At 59.8% G+C, this 241-nt stretch carries 1 protein-coding gene; it reads left to right on the plus strand.

All coding sequences use genetic code 11. The features are described 5' to 3' along the window. Positions 1 to 241: biotin carboxylase N-terminal domain-containing protein (locus tag IAE30_RS29905; RefSeq protein ID WP_304622286.1), on the plus strand; the 241-nt coding region annotated here is incomplete at both ends.

A 241-nucleotide genomic window follows, 5' to 3' on the forward strand; every position in this document is an offset into this window, starting at 1 on the left:
TCTCCGCGCGTGTAAAGAATTAGGCATCAAGACCGTTGCGGTTCACTCCACCGCTGACCGCGACCTGAAGCACGTGCTGTTAGCAGACGAAACCGTCTGTATCGGCCCGGCGCAGTCGGTCAAAAGCTACCTGAACATCCCTGCACTGATCTCCGCCGCCGAAATCACCGGCGCCGTGGCGATCCACCCTGGCTACGGCTTCCTCTCTGAGAATGCCGATTTCGCCGAGCAGGTTGAGCGT

The sequence above is a fragment of the Pantoea sp. S61 genome (assembly GCF_016625145.1).
GTDB lineage: Bacteria > Pseudomonadota > Gammaproteobacteria > Enterobacterales > Enterobacteriaceae > Pantoea > Pantoea rwandensis_B.